Annotated in this window: 23 protein-coding genes and 1 tRNA gene; 6 read left to right on the top strand and 18 right to left on the bottom strand. The window is 54.8% G+C overall.

The features are described 5' to 3' along the window. Positions 1–202 precede the first annotated feature (202 nt). A complete protein-coding gene (locus tag AC0TNJ_RS20320) occupies positions 203–1132 on the top strand; it encodes a DMT family transporter (protein WP_473772225.1) in 930 nt (309 codons plus the stop codon). Positions 1133–1139: 7 nt separating this feature from the next. On the opposite strand, the gene lipB is transcribed toward AC0TNJ_RS20320, so the two are convergent. Together lipB and AC0TNJ_RS20310 are read right to left on the bottom strand one after the other, a co-directional pair. After that, positions 1140–1907, bottom strand: coding sequence for a lipoyl(octanoyl) transferase LipB (gene lipB / locus AC0TNJ_RS20315; RefSeq protein ID WP_473772224.1), 768 nt, complete (start codon positions 1905–1907; stop codon positions 1140–1142). A 58-nt stretch (positions 1908–1965) separates the two neighbouring features. Continuing rightward, positions 1966–3387 (bottom strand): GGDEF domain-containing protein, encoded by a 1422-nt coding sequence (locus tag AC0TNJ_RS20310; protein ID WP_473772223.1) that lies wholly within the window; start codon positions 3385–3387, stop codon positions 1966–1968. A gap of 429 nt (positions 3388–3816) precedes the next feature. Between AC0TNJ_RS20310 and AC0TNJ_RS20305 the strand changes: the two genes are divergently transcribed. Further along, positions 3817–4092 carry a hypothetical protein gene (locus AC0TNJ_RS20305; RefSeq protein ID WP_473772222.1) on the top strand — a complete coding sequence of 92 codons (276 nt, stop codon included), beginning with the start codon at positions 3817–3819 and terminating at the stop codon, positions 4090–4092. Here the strand turns inward: AC0TNJ_RS20305 and AC0TNJ_RS20300 are convergent. Continuing rightward, positions 4084–5526 carry a PAS domain S-box protein gene (locus tag AC0TNJ_RS20300; RefSeq protein WP_473772421.1) on the bottom strand — a complete coding sequence of 481 codons (1443 nt, stop codon included), beginning with the start codon at positions 5524–5526 and terminating at the stop codon, positions 4084–4086. The genes AC0TNJ_RS20305 and AC0TNJ_RS20300 overlap by 9 nt on opposite strands. A gap of 381 nt (positions 5527–5907) precedes the next feature. Between AC0TNJ_RS20300 and AC0TNJ_RS20295 the strand changes: the two genes are divergently transcribed. Beyond that, on the top strand, positions 5908–6417 hold the full coding sequence (locus AC0TNJ_RS20295) for a BA14K family protein (protein ID WP_473768621.1): 510 nt from the start codon (positions 5908–5910) through the stop codon (positions 6415–6417). Positions 6418–6611: 194 nt separating this feature from the next. Further along, positions 6612–7529, top strand: coding sequence for a prohibitin family protein (locus AC0TNJ_RS20290; RefSeq protein ID WP_473772221.1), 918 nt, complete (start codon positions 6612–6614; stop codon positions 7527–7529). Positions 7530–7574: 45 nt separating this feature from the next. On the opposite strand, the gene AC0TNJ_RS20285 is transcribed toward AC0TNJ_RS20290, so the two are convergent. Beyond that, positions 7575–9266: an alpha/beta hydrolase gene (locus AC0TNJ_RS20285; protein WP_473772220.1), complete on the bottom strand. Its 1692-nt coding sequence runs from the start codon at positions 9264–9266 to the stop codon at positions 7575–7577. A gap of 294 nt (positions 9267–9560) precedes the next feature. Here AC0TNJ_RS20285 and AC0TNJ_RS20280 point away from each other — a divergent pair. After that, positions 9561–9636: transfer RNA gene (locus tag AC0TNJ_RS20280), tRNA-Lys, on the top strand. A 146-nt stretch (positions 9637–9782) separates the two neighbouring features. Here AC0TNJ_RS20280 and AC0TNJ_RS20275 read toward each other — a convergent pair. The 13 genes from AC0TNJ_RS20275 to AC0TNJ_RS20215 all read right to left on the bottom strand — a co-directional run bounded on the left by AC0TNJ_RS20275 (position 9783) and on the right by AC0TNJ_RS20215 (position 14403). Beyond that, a complete protein-coding gene (locus AC0TNJ_RS20275) occupies positions 9783–10016 on the bottom strand; it encodes an excisionase family DNA-binding protein (protein WP_473772219.1) in 234 nt (77 codons plus the stop codon). Positions 10017–10181: 165 nt separating this feature from the next. Beyond that, a complete protein-coding gene (locus AC0TNJ_RS20270; RefSeq protein ID WP_473772218.1) occupies positions 10182–10379 on the bottom strand; it encodes a hypothetical protein in 198 nt (65 codons plus the stop codon). Beyond that, entirely contained in the window at positions 10376–10666 is a 291-nt protein-coding gene (locus AC0TNJ_RS20265) for a hypothetical protein (RefSeq protein WP_473772217.1), read from the bottom strand. The genes AC0TNJ_RS20270 and AC0TNJ_RS20265 overlap by 4 nt, the downstream gene beginning before the upstream one ends. 13 nt (positions 10667–10679) lie before the next feature. Continuing rightward, the gene (locus tag AC0TNJ_RS20260) at positions 10680–10802 is read right to left on the bottom strand and encodes a hypothetical protein (protein ID WP_473772216.1); all 123 of its coding nucleotides are present in this window, start codon (positions 10800–10802) and stop codon (positions 10680–10682) included. Beyond that, positions 10796–10981: a hypothetical protein gene (locus tag AC0TNJ_RS20255; protein WP_473772215.1), complete on the bottom strand. Its 186-nt coding sequence runs from the start codon at positions 10979–10981 to the stop codon at positions 10796–10798. The genes AC0TNJ_RS20260 and AC0TNJ_RS20255 overlap by 7 nt, the downstream gene beginning before the upstream one ends. Next, on the bottom strand, positions 10978–11484 hold the full coding sequence (locus AC0TNJ_RS20250) for a DNA N-6-adenine-methyltransferase (protein ID WP_473772214.1): 507 nt from the start codon (positions 11482–11484) through the stop codon (positions 10978–10980). The genes AC0TNJ_RS20255 and AC0TNJ_RS20250 overlap by 4 nt, the downstream gene beginning before the upstream one ends. After that, positions 11481–12266, bottom strand: coding sequence for a hypothetical protein (locus AC0TNJ_RS20245; RefSeq protein ID WP_473772213.1), 786 nt, complete (start codon positions 12264–12266; stop codon positions 11481–11483). The genes AC0TNJ_RS20250 and AC0TNJ_RS20245 overlap by 4 nt, the downstream gene beginning before the upstream one ends. Beyond that, a complete protein-coding gene (locus AC0TNJ_RS20240; protein WP_473772212.1) occupies positions 12256–12561 on the bottom strand; it encodes a hypothetical protein in 306 nt (101 codons plus the stop codon). Before AC0TNJ_RS20240 ends, AC0TNJ_RS20245 begins: the two co-directional genes overlap by 11 nt. Continuing rightward, entirely contained in the window at positions 12558–13196 is a 639-nt protein-coding gene (locus AC0TNJ_RS20235) for a hypothetical protein (protein WP_473772211.1), read from the bottom strand. The genes AC0TNJ_RS20240 and AC0TNJ_RS20235 overlap by 4 nt, the downstream gene beginning before the upstream one ends. Then, positions 13196–13456: a hypothetical protein gene (locus tag AC0TNJ_RS20230; RefSeq protein ID WP_473772210.1), complete on the bottom strand. Its 261-nt coding sequence runs from the start codon at positions 13454–13456 to the stop codon at positions 13196–13198. The genes AC0TNJ_RS20235 and AC0TNJ_RS20230 overlap by 1 nt, the downstream gene beginning before the upstream one ends. Positions 13457–13569: 113 nt before the next feature. Further along, on the bottom strand, positions 13570–13797 hold the full coding sequence (locus AC0TNJ_RS20225; RefSeq protein WP_151658874.1) for a hypothetical protein: 228 nt from the start codon (positions 13795–13797) through the stop codon (positions 13570–13572). Then, positions 13794–14135 (bottom strand): helix-turn-helix domain-containing protein, encoded by a 342-nt coding sequence (locus AC0TNJ_RS20220; RefSeq protein WP_473772209.1) that lies wholly within the window; start codon positions 14133–14135, stop codon positions 13794–13796. The genes AC0TNJ_RS20225 and AC0TNJ_RS20220 overlap by 4 nt, the downstream gene beginning before the upstream one ends. A 1-nt stretch (position 14136) precedes the next feature. Then, positions 14137–14403, bottom strand: coding sequence for a hypothetical protein (locus AC0TNJ_RS20215; protein WP_473772208.1), 267 nt, complete (start codon positions 14401–14403; stop codon positions 14137–14139). Positions 14404–14625: 222 nt separating this feature from the next. Here AC0TNJ_RS20215 and AC0TNJ_RS20210 point away from each other — a divergent pair, with 222 nt between their 5' ends. Continuing rightward, on the top strand, positions 14626–14850 hold the full coding sequence (locus AC0TNJ_RS20210; protein WP_006469259.1) for a hypothetical protein: 225 nt from the start codon (positions 14626–14628) through the stop codon (positions 14848–14850). Here AC0TNJ_RS20210 and AC0TNJ_RS20205 read toward each other — a convergent pair whose 3' ends face one another. After that, a complete protein-coding gene (locus tag AC0TNJ_RS20205) occupies positions 14851–15540 on the bottom strand; it encodes an XRE family transcriptional regulator (protein ID WP_313709168.1) in 690 nt (229 codons plus the stop codon). Positions 15541–16017: the final 477 nt, after the last annotated feature.

The following is a 16017-nucleotide window of genomic DNA, read 5'->3' as shown; positions in this document are numbered from 1 at the left end:
CGCGCGAAAGGCGACTAAAGTTCGCCTTACGTTCCATTTGCACACGGCTTTTTCAAAGGGTTTTGTTCAGAACGAAGCTGATTTGCACCAGAAAGCGGTCGAAAGTCAAACGAGGAGGACATTTCCAAGCAAATTGGATGGAAACGCCGAACCAGTTCGCATAGAGGCATAGCGGGGAACATCCATATACCGAGAGTTTGAAATGCAGAGCAGCGCAACAGGCGGCATGGAAGCGCACGTAAAAGGCATGGCGATTATGGTGCTTTCGGTGCTTCTGCTGCCTTTGATGGATGCCATCGGCAAGTGGCTCGCCATGGCAGACCATATGCCTCCGGCCACCGTCACCTTCATGCGCTTTTTCGTTCAATGCTGGCTGATGTTCTTCATCTTGCTGATCGTCGGCGGTGTTGCTGCGTTGCGAACACAGCATCTGGCAGGCAATCTCATTCGCGGCGCATTGATGGGGTTTGGTGGGCTCTGCTTTTTTACAGCAGTCAAGTATATGCCTCTGGCAGATGCGATGGCCGTCTTCTTTGCCGAACCGCTTATTCTGACGCTGTTTTCGGCAGTTTTCCTGAAGGAAAAAGTAGGCTGGAGAAGATTCAGTGCCGTTGGCATCGGCCTCATCGGTACGATGATCGTGATCCAGCCGAGTTTCGAGATTTTCGGCGCCGTCTCGCTTCTGCCCCTGGCAACCGCCGTAACATTTGCTATCTATCTGATTTTGAACCGCAAATATGGTGCGAAGGAAAGCCCGCTTGTAATGCAGTTTTATGCAGGTGTGGGCGGCTGGATGTTTGCAGGTCTCGCCATGATTTATGGAACTGCGGCGGGGCTTGGTGACCTGAGTTTTGGCCTGCCGAACGGCATTCAACCTTGGCTGCTTCTCTTCCTTCTTGGGACGATCGGAACCGTTAGCCACCTGATGGTCGTGCAAGCGTTCAAACTGGCACCGGCATCCATGCTGGCCCCGTTCCAGTATCTTGAAATCGTCAATGCGGTTCTGGTTGGCCTGATCGTATTCGGCGATTTTCCGACGCCATCGAAATGGCTCGGTATCGTAATCATCGTCGGATCAGGCTTCTATGTTTTCATGCGCGAGCGTCGCGTGAAAGCCCAGCCGGTGGCTTAAGGCAGAGTTATTTGGGCTGACGCGGGCCGAAGACCGTCTCAAAAGCCTTTCCAAGCGCGACATCCATGTCGCCCATCGTCACTGGCAAGCCGAGATCGACCAGGCTGGTGACGCCATGTTCCGAGATTCCGCATGGTACGATGCCAGAATAATGGCCGAGATCGGGCTCGACATTGATGGCAATGCCATGAAAGCTTACCCAGCGCCTGAGGCGGATGCCGATAGCCGCGATCTTGTCTTCGCACATGCCGCCACTGACGAGTCGAGGCTTTTCAGGCCGCGTTACCCATACGCCAACGCGATCCTCACGCCGTTCGCCTTTGACGTTGAACTCGGCAAGGCTCTCGATGATCCATTGTTCGAGCGCCGTCACGAAGGCACGCACATCCTCGCGGCGGCGTTTGAGGTCGAGCATCACATAAGCCACGCGCTGGCCCGGCCCGTGATAGGTATACTCACCGCCGCGCCCCGTGTTGAAGACGGGCAGGCTGTCTGGTGTCAACAGATCGCTTGCATTGGCGCTTGTTCCTGCCGTGTAAAGCGAGGGATGTTCGACCAGCCATACGAGTTCGTTTGCAGTGCCTTCCCGAATGGCCTGCACACGCGCTTCCATAAAAGCCAGGGCTTCCTCATAGTCCGTCAGCCCGTCTGCAATGACCCAGTCTACAGGCGGAGCATCTGCCTGTTGCGGCAGGAAATGCGTTTCCAGCGCGTCGCGTTCGCGCGGCTTTTGTGGGGTGTTTTCGGAAACAGGAGATGCGGAACTATTCATCATGATGGCAGCATATGGCGGTTTTGTAGCTTAACCGCCAGATGTCAAAATGCCTCTCCGATCAATGAATCGCGAGCGGCACTTCCTTTTCGCAGCGATTACGGCCTCCCTGCTTGGCCCGATAGAGCGCCCGGTCAGCGGCGTTCACAAGGTGGCTGTAGTCCGGATGGCCGTTGAACGCCGCGATACCGATGGACAAGGTTACAGACTGATGTGCGCCATCGGGCAGTTTCATCGGCTGTTGGGCTATTTGTCTGCGCAGTTCCTCGCCGATTGCAAACGCCTTGTCTGCGTCTGCTTCGACAAGCGCGACCAGAAATTCTTCACCGCCATAGCGGAACACAAAATCGCTCGGGCGGCAGAGCGAAAGGATTGTTTCGGCCACCTGCTGAAGAACGGCATCGCCACTGCTGTGGCCGTATGTGTCATTGATGTTCTTGAAGTGATCAATATCGATCATCAGAAGGCTTAAATCCATTGCCTTTTGGGATGCCATGCGTACCTCGCGGGTCAGGATTGAGGGCATGAAACGACGATTGAGTGCGCGTGTCAGCGGATCGCGACCCGTTTCCATGGCCGCTGCCGCCTGAAACAATTCGGACAGCAGGAACTTCACTTCTCCGATCTTGGTCTGGAACAGTGACAGAGAGGATGCGAGTTCGGTCGGGTTATCCTTGCGGGCACTGTTGATGGCCGGGAGGAGCACATGGTCGATATGTTCTGCATTTCGGCGGATGTTCTCCAGGGTCGAGGAATTGGAAAACATGAGATCGGCTTTATGTTGCAACCACAACCCGAAGTCAGAGCTTGCGAGCGGGTGAAGCGGCGTGTCGGCATTGCCGTAGAGATTGAAGAGGAGCGACTGGCTCCATTCCATGAGTGCGGCACGCTGCGATTCGCGCTCAAGCGGAAAATCATGGCTCAGCGTAAAAGCCCGATAGGCTTCGTCTGTCTGGGCGCTTTCGCGCGCGTCTTTCACGAAGGACTGGCTCATTATTTCAATCGCAATGTCGATTGCATTGCTGACATGCACGATCAGACGCGCCAGAACCTCGCGTGGGGCAACTTCCAGCTTCAACTGACGAACGATCTCGTTCTTGAGCAGGCGCGCGCCCTGCATGACAACATGGATCGGCACGTCAATTCGGGCATGGACTTCGCCGACCTTGCGCTGTTCACGAATGAATGCATCGACATTGTCGGCGGTTCTCTCGAACATTTTCAGAAGCCAGTCGCTCAGCGAATTGTGCAGGCGCTCCTGGACCATTTTCTGGGACAGGAAAGTTGCCGCATCGCGATTGCTCATTAGGCGGTCATAGAACACGTCAACGAACTGTTCGCGGTGACGGCCGATCAGATCGCGAAGGAGGAGCGAATGTTCTTCCGGCAAGCCGCCGACCAGTTCGATCCACTCGATCCGCGTGGTACCCAGACCGGTGTTTTCCTCCCATGTAGCGTCAATTTTAGAGGCCGAATGATCCATCTTCCCGTTCCTTGCGACAGCCGCAAAGCTCCGCTCGCTACCGGAGGTGAACCGGCGCCGGATCGGCTTTGCGGATTGGAGATTCTGCAGCTTTTTCCCTTGTTTCAAGGGACTGCGTGCGAATTCAATAAGTTCCTGATATCCGGATTCTCTTAAAAATGCCCCTGCAAAATTGCGGGTCGTTCGTGGTGGCTTGTTTTGCGATGCCGGGTCGAGATTGATAGATTGTCGTAAGATTAAGTGACTTTACCAATCGTCTGTTGGGCCTACCTATTTGCGGGCAAGATATTCCAATTCTGGTCAGCTCTGAAAAGGAAAACAGAATGAAGTTTAAATTGGTTTCTGCAGCTCTCGCGCTTTTCGCGCTAACTGCTGTTGCTGAAGCGGCCACGCCTGTTGCTCCGGCGCCAATATCGGCTGTCGCTGCCAATGGCGCTGGTTCTGCCGTTCAGGTTGATTATCGCTGCCCTCGTGGCGCGCTTCGCACGCGAAGCGGCCGCTGTGTATGGGATCGCCGCTGGCGCGATGATCGTCGCGGGTGGGATCGTCATTCACCCCGTTATTATCGCGAACGCCACCGTGATCGCTGGCGCCATGATCGTTATCGCCATCGTGATCGCGTATACATCGAGCCACGCCGTCGCGGCCCGCACAACTAAAGAACGAAAGGAGCAGCTATTCCGCTGCTCTTTTTCATCAGGCTGACTCGGCTTGTGAACGTGACATGCCGTCGAGGTGCGGGAACACATCTGCCGTCATGGGGGCCAGGACGTCAATTATCAGTCCGTCTGGTGCGAAGTCGATGTCGCATTTCGCCTTCAATTCGCCTGCGAGAACGGAATAGAGCAGCCGCTGGCCAAAGCCACGGCGGGCAGGGCGCTCGACCGCAGGTCCGCCGCTTTCGATCCAGCGCATATGAAGTTTCTGCTCGCCCTGTGTTTGAACGACATTCCAGTCGAATTGGACCGTGCCGTTTTCGTTGGAGAGCGCGCCATATTTCACGGCATTGGTTGCGAGTTCATACAGGCCCAGTGAAAGAGAAACCGTTACACGATCGCTCACCACGAGCGCCGGACCACGGGTACGAATTCTATGGCCGAACGTGCTGTTGAAAGGGGCGAGGGCGGTTTCGCAGATCTGACTGATAGTGGTACCCGTCCAGTCTTCCCTCAGCAGCATGTCGTGGGCCTGGCTAAGTGCCCGCAGCCGCTCGCTGAACAATTCGTTTGCCGTTTGCGGATCGGTGGCATTTCGCAAGGTTTGATTGGCGATGGATTGCACCATCGCCATTGAGTTCTTGAAACGATGCGAAATTTCCCGGGTTACCAAAGCTTTGTCCGCTTCGGCTTTCTTGCGCTCAGTGACGTCGATGACGATGCCCAGAAGTGTCGGCGATTTGCCTGGCAGCGCTTTGGCGCGGGTTTCGACCCAGAGCACCTGACCCAGCCTGTTCGTGATGCGATATTCCATCCGGAAAGACTTGCCGGTCGCAAAAGATTCCTGCGAACGCTGGACCAGCGTAATCCGGTCTTCCAGCGCCACCATATCGATGATCTTATCGTAGGTGACTGGCTCTTGCGGTGTCAGCCCGAAAATACGCCGATATTCCGGCGAACAGCTGATTTCACCGGTATGGTAATCTCGCGTCCAGAAGCCAACATTCGCCACTTCAATAATATATTGCAGTTGATCATTACTGCGCTGTTTTTCAAGGGAAAGAGTTTCGCGTTCTTTTTCGAGTTCGACCAGTTTTCCGAGTTCCAGCGTCACATCGAGCTGCGATGAAACGAAGTGATGGAGTTCACCGGCTTCCGTTCTGACTGGAGAGATATGAAGCCGGTTCCAGAATGCTTCGCCTGACTTCTTGTAATTGAGAATATCGATATCGATTGACTGTACGGCTTCAAGGGCTGTCCGGATCATTTCGACATGTTCAGGGTCTGTGCCCTGGCCTTGAAGAAAGCGGCAATTCTTTCCTATGATTTCATCGGCCTGATAGCCGGTCAGACGCTGAAAGGCCCTGTTTGCAAAGACAATCGGGTTGTCGGGCAGTCGTGGATTTGTAATGAGCATCGGCATAGGCGTCAGTTCAACTGCTGCCGTGAAAGGATCAGCTTCCCGGGAGAAAGATGTTCCCATTGCTTCTACGGACGGCTGTACCTTTGTTGCCAATGCAAACCCCACTCGTTGAAACGATTACTACAGCATTTCCAGCAAAAGTGCGAAGCGGTTTTGCGTTGGAAAATGCGCAAAAACAAAGAGATAGAGCGATTCCTCAACCCCATTCTATCCGCAACTACCCTTGCTGCCCTACTTCACGCAAGTTATCCGATTGTCGCGTAATTTGCTAACCAAAATAATGGAATAGCGAGAACGAATTCCGGTCTCCTCCGTTAGAATACGGATGAAATAGCTGCCTATTGCTTGCCATCAAATGAGTTTGCAGAATTTGGCGTAGTGTTCAGCGGGTATTCATAAACGGACAGCAATGATGGCATCATAGAAATGGAGAAACATAGGATGAACACCTTCAAAAAGATGATGGTCGGCCTTGTGGGTGCCAGCTTTCTGATTGGGGCGATGGTTCCAGTCTCGGCTGCACCCGTCATGCCCACTGCGCCTGCGGCAAGTAACGAAAATATTCAGCAGGTCCGTGACGACTGGCGTCGCGGGCCTAGACATGGTCACTGGGGCGGATACCGGCCCGGACCACGTCCGGGTTGGCATGGCCGTCCTTACCGTCCGGGACCGGGTTACTGGAACGGCCACAGGGGTTATCGCTATTATCGCCATGGCTATCGTCGTCATAACGACGGATGGTGGTATCCGCTCGCTGCATTCGGCGCTGGCGCAATCATTGGTGGTGCGATCGCCGCTCCGCCGCCGCCACCAGTCTACCGCGCGCCTGCTTATAGTTACAGCAATGCGCACGTCCAGTGGTGCTATAACCGTTACCGGTCCTACCGGGCCTCTGACAATACGTTCCAGCCGTATAACGGCCCCCGTCAGCAGTGTTACTCACCCTACTAACGAGGAAAACTCGTTAAACTCGACAAAGCCGCTCTCTATGGGCGGCTTTGTTTCGTTTACTGATGCTGCTTGGTGCATCCTTGAGTGGTTGTCATTCGTGCCGGTGCATCTTAAAAGGCGATCCGGGGCGGGTATTCGGGATGCACTTGTTGAATCACTCTCGCCCTTTTGCAGCGAGCGTCGAAGGAGACTTGATGCCCCAGATTTTACCCAAAGCACTGGCCGGTGTAATTATACTCGGTATATTGAGCGTTGTACTCGGTTCCTGGTACACAATTGACGAAGGTGAGCGCGGGGTTGTCTTGCGCTATGGTGCAGTTTCTGGCGTCGCGCAGCCAGGGCTCGGCTTTAAAATTCCGGTGATTGATTCGATTGTGCGAATATCGGTGCAATCTAAGGCCGCGATTTACAACAGCATGGAAGCTTACAGCCGCGATCAGCAGCCAGCCACGATGAACCTCTCGGTCAATTATCGCATTCCGCCAGACCGTGTGGAAGAAGTCTACGCCACCTATGGCGGTGAAGACGGCCTATTGTCCCGCCTTGTGGAGCGACGCGTTTTTGAGGAAAGCAAGACTGTTTTCGGCAAATTCAACGCCGTCGAGGCTATTCAGGAGCGTAGCCGTCTCAATCAGGAAATTGCGCAGGCGATTCAGAACAGTGTGCGCGGTCCGGTCATCATCGATACGGTGCAGATCGAGAATATCGATTTTTCGGACTCCTATGAGCAGTCCATCGAACAGCGCATGTTGGCCGAAGTTGAAGTGCAGCGTCTTCGTCAGAATGCGGAGCGCGAAAAGGTGCAGGCTGAAATCACGGTGACGCAGGCAAAAGCGCAGGCAGATGCTCGCCGCGCCGAAGCAGAGGCCCAGGCGGATGCCGTTCGTCTTCAGGCGGAGGCCGAGGCTGATGCTATAAGGCTGAAGGGCGAGGCGGAAGCAACCGCCATCAAGGCGCGCGGCGATGCACTTCGCGACAATCCGGGTCTTGTTGCGTTGACGCAGGCCGAGAAATGGGATGGGCAACTGCCAACCACGATGCTGCCGAACGGAGCGATTCCGATGTTGAATTTGAACAGTTCCCAGACGCCGCAGAAATCGCCCGATTATTGATCGGCCGAACTAGCAGCAGCGCGGCTTTGGCCGGTTAGAAACATTCTATCCGCCGCGCTGTTCATGGCCTTCATTTGCGTCATCCATTTTCTGGCGCAAATATTGTTTGAGCTTGACGATCTTGTCTGTATCCCATCCGGTCACGTCGGTAATTTCCAACCACGCATCGAGATAGTGTTCCGGCGCATACACATGCCCGTGCCCCATCGGTGTTGTTGTTCCAAAAGCCATATCAAGGGCGAGCTGGAGCATGGTCACAACTGGATACCACCGCAGTTCCGGTGACACATCGGGCCCGCGCGGTGCGTGCATCCAGTCGGGCTGACGGTAGAAGGACAGCGTGTCGAAGAAAGTCACCGGATCGCTGGCATATTGCAGATAGACCACGCGCATTGGCCCCCAGCGTGTTCCATTTCCGGGGGCTTCGCCATTCTGATTCATGAAACGCGCAAAGGAGCCGTCCCTGAAAACCGGCAACCATTCCGGCGTTCCCGGATTCCTTCGTCTGGTCATGGCTTTCCAGTCGCGGCTAGGGAAAGGAGGGCCGCTCCATAGTGCCCCGTTGATCGGATCGTCGAGCATTTCGAAAAGCTCGGACGAGACTTCCGAGTTCATTGCGCCGAGACTCAAACCATAGAGATATAGTCGCGGACGCCTCTCACGCGGCAGATTTCTCCAAGAGTTGTAGACGGCAATGAACAGTGCCCGCGACGCTTCCGCTCCATATTCAGGTTGAAAAAGCAACGATAAGGGACTGGAAAGATAAGAATACTGCACGGCGATGCTGGCCACGTCCCCATGATGCAGAAACTCCAGACCGTCCATTGCAGTAGGGTCAACCCACCCGGTGCCGGTAGGCGTGATGACGACCAGTATCGACCGATCAAAGCCGCGTTGCCGCTTCAGTTCCTCCAATGCAAGTTCAGCTCGTTGTTCCGGCGTGTCGGCGACTTGCAGGCCAGCATAGACCCGTATGGGGTCGATCGCATTTTCTCCGGTCACAGCTGCGATGTCTGCAGCTGCAGGGCCGGAGGCAACAAATTCACGTCCAGCCCGCCCAAGCTCGTTCCAATGCAAAAGCGACGCAGCGCTGCCGGTTTTGTTAGGGGCTGTCGGTTGTGGGCGATCCGGCTCGATCAAAGCGTCATATTCACGAAAGGAACGGTCCAGAACCTTGAAAGCGGACTGGATGAGCAGCCCATTTGCAATCGTCCAGACAAGCACGACCGTAATCGCAACGCCGAGCACATTGGCCACCCGGCGAGGCATCACGAGTTGCACCTTCGCGGAAACGAACCGCCCAAACTGGACGAGAAGGCGAACGAGGACCAACAGAATGAGGAATGTCACGATAGTCAAAGCCGACACGCTCATCGGATAGGCGCTGGGCACCGGCTCCATGTCCATGACAGCTCGAACCGAATTCTGCCAGCCTGCAGCAAAATAGAGCGCTACGACAGCCGCTGCGAAACAGATAATGCCGACCGCAAGATTGGCTTGGCTGCGCAGTCGGTCTTTGGGTTCCGGCAATTCCAGGTAATGCCAAAGCCAGCGCCACAGCACGCCGATGCCGTAACCGGCTCCGAAAGCGACACCTCCAAGGATTCCCTGCATGACATACGTGCGCGGAATGAGGCTCGGCGTAAGCGAAGCAGCGAAAAACAAGGTGCCTACAGCTATACCCACACCGGACAACGAGCATCGGAAATGGAAAAATGCCTTGGTGGCCAGAGACATGAAACACCGTGCTATGAGATCATTCCGATGAAACTAAAACATTACCGGCAAAAGTGGAAACCGGTTTACGTCAAGATTCGGCATTGAGAATCGACTTTTCACTGAGGGACCAGTAGCCCGACGGGTCCGGAAAGTGCACATTCACCCGCATCTGGAAGCCGGAGCGTGAGATGGAGTATCTCTTATCTGTGATTTTTTGAATTTATGTTGGAGAAACCTGATTTTATGGTGTTGACCAATCCGCAAGCCGCCCTTATGTTCCGCCGCACTTCCGGGGCGATTTGCTCCATAAGGGAGCGCGTAGCTCAGCCGGTAGAGCAACTGACTTTTAATCAGTAGGTCCAGGGTTCGAGTCCCTGCGCGCTCACCAAAAACCTACAACAATATCAAATGTTTATGACTGATGCGGCTTGATTGACCATGTGCCGTAGATGTTCAGGAATTTCCAAGAAAATCAGGCAATTTCAGGATTGCGCGGGGAATCGACGGCACATGATTTGACACATGGCACACGGTTTACGCTGCGTTCCCTGCCTCCAAGTCTTCCATCCATTTTTTGAGACTGGACCTGCGAGCAGCGACTGTGCCGCCAAGTTTGAAGCTCGGCATAATTTTATCGTAGACCAGCCGATAAGCTTGGCGCCTGGTAACGCCCAGATACTTTGCGATTGGCTCGACGCCCATTAACAGGTCTGCTTCGTTGTCGTTTTCGTGGTGCATATTGATTCCCTCATTTTTTGATTTGTTCATCCTCACTCCCTTCCCCGCAGTGCGGCGCGGCCTTCTCGCGCTCGACCTGAGACGAGCAGTATTTTTTCGAGGTCGGTGGATAGCGTTCTTTTGTCGACCGGCTCGTCAGGGCCACACGCAAGACATGCTGAAAAGCTCGCAACGAGAATATCGCCCCATGTCAGCTTAGCCATGGTCCCCGCCTTTCAGGGCTTGGCGACCGTGAATATCGCAGCGACGGATTTCTGTTGCTTGCAGGTGGTGCTTGAGGTGCCGCACATCGGTATCGTGCCAGTCACTCACCACAACATGACCGTCTGCAACGTACAGGTATCCCGCATAGACTGGATAATCGTCTGGTAAAATTGGCTCGTTCAGCTTCATTCGCTCTGCTCCCCAAGTGCGGAGGCGGCGAGCATGGCGCGCCATGTGTGCCACGGTGTTTCCGGATCAATGTAAATTTCGTGGTTCACATAGCCTGTGCCGCCCATAATCTCCCGCATACCAGATTGCTCTTGGTTCGCGTTCGGCTCCTGTAGAGCGGCGAGGACGGCCCCGGCAGCAGCTTCGGCCAATTGCCGATAGATGCGCGACAGCGGCTGCGCAATAAGCTCTTTGCGCCGTTCTTCCATTGCATTCGCAGCTAGAGCGATGAGTTCCTTACGCGGCATTGCTGGCCTCATACTATTCGTATTCTTTCCATGTCGGCATGCCTTTTTGCAGGCGCGTCCGGTGTGGTTCAGGGCAAACCTTCCAGCCTACCCACGACAGGGCTTTGAATATTTGCCAGCGGATTTCAATCAGCATTTGCTGGCCTCCTTTGCGCGCAAGAGGGCGATGCGAGCCGTGTGATGTGCAATGGCAGACGCATCATGTTCGTGTCCGTACGGTGTGCCTTTGGAAAGCTCGCGAATATATCCTTCGCGTTCATCCACTTTCCTGTCAGGCGCGTCTAGCTTGGAGAGGCGGGTAATGAGGTCGGTCATGCTGCTTCCCCCAATATAGGAAGGGTTAATAGGCCAAGGCCGTTCTTAGCTGCCGAAATGAGCGCCTGAACGCCTTGATCGCCGGACGCAAAAAGGGTTGTTCCGGTGGATGGAGAACCGCCGATACTGCCGTCTGGGCGAATGAATTTTATTTTTCCTGATACGAACAAAATGGCATCTGCGCTTCTTGCAGCCTTCTGCCACCATGGTGCACTAGATCTATCTGGAGTTAGCGCTACGCCATTACCGTGTCGGAAGAACGCATCCAGCCACGGTTCAAGTCCGTTTCGCCCTCCGAATGGAGGGTTCATCCAGACAAAACCAGTCCAGAACGGCGCAAGTTTCAGGCCGTCATCCTCCTGATCCAACCATACCTTACATGGAACGTCTTTACGCTGGAATGGTGAGGCTACATCCAGATCGAACACGCAATCTAACGCATCAAAAATGTACTTAGGCGTGTACCACTCATCAGAAGCGCCGAGTGTTTCCCAAAAACTCATTTATGCGCCTCCGTCTTGAACGGAGTGCCACGGATGGACTTGGCGCGGCTCTTTAAATGATAAGCAACATCATCAATAAGCCCTGACACTTCACCGGCTTCACGCTCGCAATTCAGTGCGGCTTCATTTATTCCTTTTTCCCATCCACTACGAAATGCAGCTTCGACATCAGTCTTTAAAGCTGACTTCGTATCATATTCCCCATCCAGCGCTGCGCGGGATATGTCTATTGCCGCATTTAACCTATTCGTTGCGGTCATAACGGTGTCTGTTTCCGTATCACCGCGCAAAATTTTCGAGATGCGCGCCAGCGCATTTTCAGCAGCTGCGAGCTTGGCTTCGAGTTCCTTGTTACGTTGCTGATGATCCTTACGTAGTTCCGTCTCTGCCTTAATCCGCGCATCCTTCGCCGCGTTGTCGGCTTCGAGAAGTTTGAGGCCGTGGTCCTTCACCGCGATAGCCGCATGGAGGTCCGCCAACAGCTCCTCAGCCTGCGATTGAAGGCAGAGTTTTTCGATAGTCCAGCGCGGGCCGGGTTCGCCTTGACATTCGCTTTCGTTCAAAAAAGCCCAAGGGTAATGATCGGGCCAATCGGTGCCACGATATCGCCGCATGACCGTCACCAGTCCCGTATCTGTAGCGGCAGGCGCGGGGCGGGTGTTAATCTGCTCGTCTTTGTGGTCGAGCAATTCTGCGGCCTGAAGCATCAACTCTGTGTAGAGGGTGAATTTATCACCAGCTACGGCGGCGCGGAGTTCATCTGCGAAGGTTTCACTCGCCATGACGGTCGCCTCCTGATGGGTGGGTCAGCGAAAAACGGCCATGTTCTTCCATTTCCTCAAAGCTTAGCTTCGGGATTTCTGACAGACGTTCCGTTCCCTGATATTCCATGCGCCCATAATCATTGTAGGCGCGTGCTTCTAAGTAACCCGCTTCGACCAACTCATTGATTGCGGCTTCAGATCGCTCGGTTAGGATATGTTTTGCACCTATCCCGCCGATACGAAGAGTGGATTTGTCTCCAAATCCAAACACGGATTGAGCGATTACGCGGGCGTCGAAGGATAGCTTGCTCATTCCGCTCCCTCCGAAGCTGGTGCAGAGGGGAGCGCATCTGGCTCATTCTCAAAGGGAACGCGTTCACCAAACGGCTCAAGAGCTTTGTCGAGCGCTTCCACACGTTGCGAAAAGTCTTCGTCGGTATGATAGTATGAAAGAGTGTCGGCTTCTTCCCACACTTCACGGGCGGCGATCACCAGATTGATAACGTCTTGCGGTAATCCATCCCCCTCGACCTTACCGGCGTCGGCATGGTCGGTGGCCACAGCCTTCAGAGTGCGCAAATCACCGACCCGCATTTTGACGGTCATTGAGATGGCGTCATCATCCTTGAGGCCTGTCCAGTCGTTAGTCTCGGTCGCTCCAAGATATGGAGCCAATTTCTTGCATATGGCGACAGCATCCAATTTACCGGCCTCGGCATGGTCCGGGGAGGATAGGGCGCGGATGGCGGCATCTACGGTGTTCAAGGCTATGCGGTGATTTGCAGAGCACGAACCTTCCATAGATGCATACGCTGTTTTCAGGGCCTCCAACGCCAGCGAACGCGCGGGTTCAGTGTCTGCTCCCGCTCCGTTCGCTGTCCGATCCGCTAATGTAGCTGGCTCTTCTATTAGCTGTTGCCGGGTTGTTCGCATTCGCTTGGCACGCATCACACCGCCCTCCGCGTCCGACGGCGATTGTCATTGGCTGGATTGCGGCGCTGGCGTGGAGCGCCGTAGCGGAACCGAACGCCAGTAATGCGCGCCAATTCGAAAGCAGTGTCGCGCAGCGTCTCAGCTTCAGTGTGATAACCAAGAGCGCGCACGGCCTTCGAAATCGATAAGACCTGCGCGGCGGTCGTGCCCTGTTGCTGAAATTCAGCGGCGGTCAGGATGGGCGCCATAACGGCGTGCGTGATGGATCTGGACATGGGGTCTCCTCGTGTTTGATGGGTGGGTGCAAAAAGCGGTGGCGCCAGTTGCGCAAATGCCGTCATTCTTGGAGGTTCGGGGGCTTAAGCGCCCCGTCGCTATCTTTCGTGCCTCATGCGGATAACCCCAATCCAACGCCGCATACGGCCACAACAAATCCAATGACGACGGTCATCTCGACCGCTTCACGGGCGGCATAACGTAGCCACGGCTGTGGGCGGCCATGTTTCCTAGCCTTGTAGTCAGGGCGGCGCATAGGCTCGACATTGCCGGCCTTGGGTGCGTCGGTTTCCGTTTCGAACTCATCGTCGGCGAGCATTTCCAGGAGTGCGCGGTTCATGCTGCAGCCCTCCGGTTTGTTGCGGCCCGCTCCGCCGCCAGTACGTTGTCGTTTGCGATGGGCTCAAGGCGGTAATATCCGTGGTTTCCGGCGCCCCGATGGTTCATCGGGATCGTCCAGCCATAGGAAGGCAGGCGCTTACGAAGTTGGCTGATTTGAACTCGCACCGTATTGTGCGCGTTGTCTGGCCCGCCGTTCGGATCGAAAGCATAGACGTTGTCGACGAGGTCGTTGATGTAAATGCGGCGCGGATAAATCGCTGCCAGCGCGTCGACGATGTTTTTCTGTCCACGTGTAAGCGGCGCGTCCTCAAGCTCGATGGTGGGGTTGCGCTCCATCTTACGCAGCCTCCGCCAGTTCAACTGGAGCACAGCAAGCCACGGCCCCGCTCGTCTGGAAAACTTCGAACGTCTCGCCTGGGCACAGGGCAGCGAGACGGGTCGCCTCGGCCAAGGCCTGCTCAAAGGAGCCGTGTTCGTACGGCATGGTAGTGAAGACGCCAACGCGGCCAGTCTTCTTGCCGCGGCGGAATACAAAGAATCCGCCGCCGATGATTTCATTCAGGCGAGGCTTCGAGCTTCTTCTTCTCGGTGCTGTTGCGGCCATGTGGGTTTCTCCTCGTGTTTTGATGGGTGGGTCAGCAGATCAAGCTGGTGAGGCTGTCTTCGTGCTGTGGTGTCATCGTTATATGCGAAATAGTCAACAAATGTCAACGCCAGATGATGACAAAAACCCATCATGAAAAGCGATATGGTTTATTAACTGTAAATTGTTCTTGAAATGTTCCGCAGCAAGTGGAATCCTTAGTCTCGTACTGAGGAGAGGCGGATGGCTGCGTTATTTGTCGTTCAATCCTTCACCGAGTGCCGGTGGGGAATCATTCCTGACAATCCGATCGAAGTTGAAAACGAAGATCAGGCTGTGAGGTTGGCGGAGAGACTCGCGCCAATAAAGCCCGCAGTTATTGCGGTCTATCGCTGGAATAATCAAGCTGAAGTGATTGCAATGTTCGGACGCGTGCCAGAGACCGTCCTTGAGGCCGCAAACGGCTAGTCAGCGCGTGTTGTATTTCCCTACAACGCGATGGCATACGGGCCAGTCTGCGCGAAACTCTTTGAATTCTTTGTGCGGATTGTATTGCTCAAGCATCCATTCGCGATCATTGAAGCCAACGAGTCGTTTGATGATTGCTTCGTTCTCGTCCATTTCGCTGGTGTGATAAAGGATCACATCTTCGTCGCGCATCGGCGGCAGATTGGGGTTCACGAGCGCCGTTTCGCCGGGGCGATAGGCCGGGACCATGGATTCTCCAGAGAGAAGCAAGCCGTAGCCGCCCTTAACACCCTGCAGAACAGCGGGCATCTTCATATAGCTGATTGGATCGAACGTAATAATTACGTGCCCGTCACCGCCCTTGGCTGCCGCATATACGGGAAGGTCGCGCTGATCGCCTACCAGCTCGTTGCCGGGAATTAGTTTCGGTGTGAAGATATCGGCAGGGCGTTCAAGTTCCGCCCGCTCTTCTTGGCCAATCATGTCGCCTTTTTCAAAGGCAAGCCAATCCTCGCGAACATTCAAGGCTTTTGCCAGGCGAGCGACGAAGTCGACGCTAGCTCCGCGCTTGCCGCTTTCGAGCAAGCTTATTGCAGACTTGTCGCGACCAACAAGGTCGGCAAGCTGGGCTTGGCTCATGTCACGTGCGACGCGCGCATTCTTAAGGCGAAAGGCGAAATCCTTATCCATGATGGGCTTTTCGCATATTGTTGTGAAAATGTAACGTGCGAATATGTCATCGTGTGTTGACATAGATGCGAATCTGTCATATCTATACGTCATCAACCGACGCAGAAGACGCCGGACAGTTCGAAGGAGGGCCTACCTCATGATGCCAGAAAACATCCTCCCAAGGATATCGGCACTCAATAGATAGCAGCCGCGCTCAGGCGCAATTGAAATAGAGGAGAGAGCGAATGACGAAAGTTGCCGACAGAAGCGAACCGGCTCTCATTGAAGTGCCGCCATAGAAATCATCAGGGACGCTGGCCGCTGTAACGCGGCTGGCGCTTTCGGCGTGCTTTAAAAGCAGGCTGTTATGGGTCGGCACCACCCGTTACCCCAGCCTGCCCGTACGTCGCGGTTAACACGAGGAGGGCCGAAGCCGCTTCTACGCCGCGATTTCCTTCGCAGGTACCACCCCGCGCGACCAGACAGATGCCGGTA

Source organism: Ochrobactrum sp. PL_is483, assembly GCF_055816855.1.
Note: the sequence above shows the minus strand (reverse complement) of the source record. Positions and strands in the feature narration are given on the sequence as shown.